Origin of the sequence: Streptomyces apricus (assembly GCF_008369065.1) — a bacterium.
GTDB lineage: Bacteria > Actinomycetota > Actinomycetes > Streptomycetales > Streptomycetaceae > Streptomyces > Streptomyces apricus.
In genome coordinates this window covers 26,721-31,726 of the sequence record NZ_VDFC01000009.1, presented here as the reverse complement: position 1 = coordinate 31,726, position 5,006 = coordinate 26,721, and the positions used below count along the sequence as shown (strand labels likewise).

At 74.2% G+C, this 5,006-nt stretch carries 1 pseudogene; it reads left to right on the top strand.

The features are described 5' to 3' along the window. Positions 1-24: 24 nt before the first annotated feature. Positions 25-5,006 (top strand): annotated as a pseudogene (locus FGF04_RS03500) (hypothetical protein); the annotation flags it as partial.

Genomic DNA, 5,006 nt, shown 5'->3' with positions numbered 1-5,006 from the left:
CCACCGGCACCCCCCGTCMGGCTCCCGCCCACCGGGCGGATCGTGGTGCGCCCGGACCTCGGTGCGAACGGCACCACCTCCGACAACGGACGCGGCCCCGTACGGCGGCCCACCGGCGATCCGGTCGTCACCACCCTGGACGGCCAGACCGTGCCCGTCGCGCAGCTGCGGCGCCTGGTGCCCAGTGCGACCGTGAAGCCCCGGCCGGGCCGCCCGGTGCAGACGCTGACCATCTCGCAGGCCGTGGCCGAGGACGGTACGGCGCAGGGCGCGGCCCGGCGGGCGCTGCTGGACCAGGAGACCTTCCGCGGCGTGCGCGTCACGTCGGAGGACGCCCCGGCCAAGCGGAACGGTACGGCGGAGACCCCGCCCGTCCGCCGCGGCGTGTTCACCGGCCCGCCGGCCCCGCTGCCGGGCTCCGGCACCGAACGGGGCGCCGACTACTTCACGGCGCACGCCACCCCCCGCACCGTCACACTCGGTACCGAGAACCCGGACCGCCCCACCGTCAAGGTCAGCGGCGTACAGCTCGGCAACGTGCTCAACAGCTGGGCGCAGGACGGCGACCGGGACCGGCCGCTGGTGCTGTACTCCTGCGAGACCGGGCAGCAGCCGCAGGTGGCGGGGCTGCCGGTGGCCCAGCACGTGGCGAACCGCACCGGGCGGCAGGTGTACGCGCCGACCACCGAGGTGGGCACGGCCCGGGACCGGGACGGCAACGTCCGCGCGGTACTCACCGAGGGACCGGACGGGCCGGGGAGCTGGCGGCTCTTCACCCCGGAGCCCACCGGCAGCGACCTGGACGCGCTGGCGCGCGAGGCCGGACTGCACACGGGACCGGGACCGGCCGACGCCTTCGCGCGGGCCCGCACCCTCCAGCAGGTCCGCACCCTGCGGGACGCCCTCGGCACCGACGCCGAACAGCGCCCGGAGAACCGTGAGCTGCTCGCCGGGCTCGCCTACGTGGACGGCCTGCGCTGGCTGAGCCCGGACACCGCCGCCCGTTACGGCGACGGTCGGATGACCCCGGACCTGCTGCGCCGGATGGTCGCCGACCACGGCCGTGCGACGGGCACCACGACCGGCGACCCCTCCGCCACCCCCACCGTCGAGCAGTACACCGACTTCCTGCGCGCCGCGGCCGCGTTGCGCGACACCGCGGGACCGGACACCACGCTCGACGCCCTGCTGCCCCCGCCGCCGCCCGCGCTCCCGCCGACCACCCTGGTCTCGCCCCAGGACGTGCGCGGCCTCGCCTACTCGCCCGCGGCCCAGATCACCTGGTCGCTCTCCGACACCCCGCTGCCGCTGTCCGAGCTGGGACTCAGCTCGGAGGACACCGCCGAACTCGCGCGCCGCAGGCCCGATCTGGCACCCGCGTCGAGCCGCCCGGAGAGCCTCGCCGAGGACGTGGCCCTCCTCAGCAAGGCCGCGCCCGGCACGGCGGACCTCGTGCACGCGGACGGCCTCACCCTGCAGCGGCTCGACACCCCGGGCGGMGGGAACTGCCTCTTCCGGTCGCTGCTCGACAGCGCGCGCGGCCACCGCGTCCCGCCGGCGTGGGCCGCGCGGAACGTCGCCGGCCTGCGCGACCTGCTGCACGAGCGGATTACGCGGTCCGAACTCGGCGACAACATGGCCACGGCGATCCCGGACCCGGTGTTCGCCGTGGTGGACGACCTGCGGATGCGCGCCCTCGCCGGGGTCACGGACCAGGCCGAGCGGGACACGATCACCCGGCACTGGAACCGGATCGCGCAGGACGTCGTCACCGGCGGCGACGTGAAGCAGTGGCAGCGGATCCTGCGCGACAGCGACTACGCGGCCCTCGCCACCGTGGCACCCACCCCCGCCGACGCGCGGCGGCTCGGCGCCAAGGGGCTCGTCGCCGCGGCGGCCGCCGATCCCGCACTGTGGTCCACCCCCTTCGCCGACCTGCTCCCGATGGCGCTGGCGCACACCCTCGACCTCGACCTGCGACTCGTCCAGCCCGACCCGCGGTCGCCGGGAAGCACCTTCGTCAACACCCTCAACCCGGGTGGTCGGAGCGGCACCCTGCACCTCGCCTACAACGGCAGGGACCACTTCGACGCCCTGCTCCCGGACTCGGCGTTCACTTCCACGCCGGACCCGAGCACCACGCCGGATCCGAAGATCACCGGGACCACGCCGGACCCGGTCGTCGAGGACTCCGTGGACTCCATGGACGACAGTCCCTTCGGGGAGTGGCTGCGCAGCATGGGCGGGGTCACCGACCTCGACAGCCCCGCCGACGACCCCTCCGAATCCGAATCCGAGTCCAAAACCGAATCCAAAACCGACGGTTCTGCTGACAGCACTCCCGAGCAGGGCGACCCGGTACCGCTGGAGACCCAGCTCGAACGGTACCGTCCGGCCCGGCTGCTGACCGGCCCGGACGCCCGGCCGCCGGGGCCGGCGCCGCGCACCGTCACCTTCGAGGACGGCAGCCGCCTGCCGACGGTCCTGATCAGCCCCGACGCCGACCCGGGCGACGGCACCCCGTCCGGCCGGCCGGACGGCACCGGGCGCGGCCGCCCGACCGGACTCTTCACCGGCCTCGGCAAGACCACCCTGCGTTCGCCCGAGCAGGTGGCCGAGGAGATCCTGGCCAAGCTGCCGAAGAAGCTGCGCGACCAGTTCGACCGGGCGGAGCTGCTGCGTCTGCTGGTACAGCAGCCCGACGCCTTCACCGCCCCGCGCGGCGCGCGCTTCGTGGGCCGGGAGAAGTCCGGGGTCGGCCACGAGATGACGGTGGAGGCCATCCCGTACCACCGCTGGGAACGCTTCTCCAACGTGAACGGCGCCACCGTCCGGATGGACACCATGCGGCGCGGTCAGGCCGGCACGGGCGGCAGTCGCAGCGTCGGTTTCGGGCGCCGCATCGCCGGCGGGCTGAGCATGGGTCCGCCGCTCAACTGGCTGCTGAAGATCGGCTTCTCGCTGGGCTGGACCCGCCGGACCGACTTCGCGCAGGGCACCCAGGCCTACAACCAGAGCGAGTGGCGCAACTGGGAGGGCTCGCACCTGCACCTGGACGACGTCCACTACCGGGTGCGGGTGGACCGCGTCACCGAGGGGCCCAAGCGCGCCGCCACGGACGGCGCGACGAGTACGGGCGGTAACCCGGCGGGGACGACCACCACGACCCCGCCCAAGCCGAACTGGCAGCGCACCCAGGTGCACAGCGCGGAGTTCGCGATGCGCGACGGGCTCAGCTGGCGGCTGCCGGACGACCTGACCGTCCCCTACAAGGGACCCCAGCGGGCGCCGCAGACGCTCACCTTCCCGGACGGCGTCGAGCCGCGCATGACCGACACCACCGGACTGCACCTGACCGACCCGCCGGAAGACATCGCGATCGCCCTCTCCGGTGCGCGGCCCGGCAGTTCGGCACACCGCACGCTGGTGTCGTACCTCCGGCCGGGGCGCCTGCTGTCGCTGTTCGGCCGGTTCTCCGGGCCGGTCACGGGTCCCGAGCTGACCCGCGGCAGCGGTCAGCACCCGCTGGGGCACCTGATCGTGGAGCGGTCGGTGCCGCACCGGGCCACCCTGGTCACCGAGTCCGTCAAGGCGGAACTGCGCGACCTCGTCCAGACCACGTACCAGAACGAGCGCGGCCACGTCCGCGACACCCGCGTGGGCATCCAGGTCACGGCCGGACCGAACTACACCCTGCCGGGCGTGGAGACCGACGTACGCCTCCAGGGCGGCCCGCTGGTCCGCGCGGACCTCTCCAGCGGACGGGGCCACTACGTCGGCGTCGACGCGGCCCGCAAGACCACCGGACGCATCCGCAACCACCCGGTCGCGCTCTACCGGGTGGAGCGCACCCTGATGGTGCGCAAGCCCGGCGAACCGTCGTCGGCGGCCCGCCCGGTCCGGGTGGTGAGCCTGGACTGGATCTCCACCCAGGACGCGCGGCGCCTCGCCGGCTGGGACAGCCGTACGCCCGGTCAGGCGGGCCCCCACCCCGACGCCGAGCCGCCGGTGCCGTGGTACCTCACCCGGGAGGACCCGGTCCACCTCAGCGGACAGGTCCGCGCCGAGGGCTTCCGTCCCGTCGCGGCCCCGCAGACCCTGCCCCAGACACAGACGCAGACGCAGACGCAGACGCAGACGCAGTCGTCCGGTCAAACGCAGACCCAGACCCAGCAGCCGCAGGCGCAGCCCGCCCCCCAGGACCCCATGCGGGCCTTCACGGACGCCGTCCTGGACACGCTGCACCAGTCGTACCCGTCGCTGTTCGTCCCGCCGTTCATGCTGCGCCACCCCCGGCTGGCCAAGTTCTGGTACGGCGACGGGCGAATGCGGACCGCGCTGCACAACGACCGCCAGGTGCGCGAGGCGCTGAACCGGCCCAGCCTGACGCAGAGCCTGGACGACCTGACCACCACCGGCGTGCCCGTCACCCTCACCGAGGACGGCAAGGTGCGCCGCGGCCACCACACGCTCATCCTCAAGGCACGCCTCACCGACCGGCAGTTCGAGACCACCATGAGCGAGCGCTCGCTGCGCAACGCGGTGATCGGCACCGAGGTCTCCGGCCAGGGCCAGCAGGCGGCCGTGACCCTGTCCGGCGGTGTCGAGCTGGGCGTCTCGCCGCGCGACCACGACAAGGTGGGCGACACCGGACTGCCGCGCCAGGCGGGCAACGTGTCGGTCGGGCTCCGGCACGCCAGGACCGACCAGAAGGCCACCAGGAACACGGTCGCGGCCGTCCACGACCACCTGATGTTCCAGACCGGCGCCGACCTCTACAGCTACCAGGTGGAACTGGGCGCCTCCTTCGAGGGCCACCGCCGCCCCCGCGGCTGGGCCAGGCTCGCCACGGTCGGCCTGCTCGGCGCGGGCGTCTTCGTCAGCAAGGTCGAGGAACGGCCCCTGTTCAGCAAGGGCAACGAGACCGTCGGCCGGGTGGAACTGGCCGTACCGGCCGCGCACGGCTCCGACCGCTACGCCCCCGCAGACCCGCCGCCCACCACGGC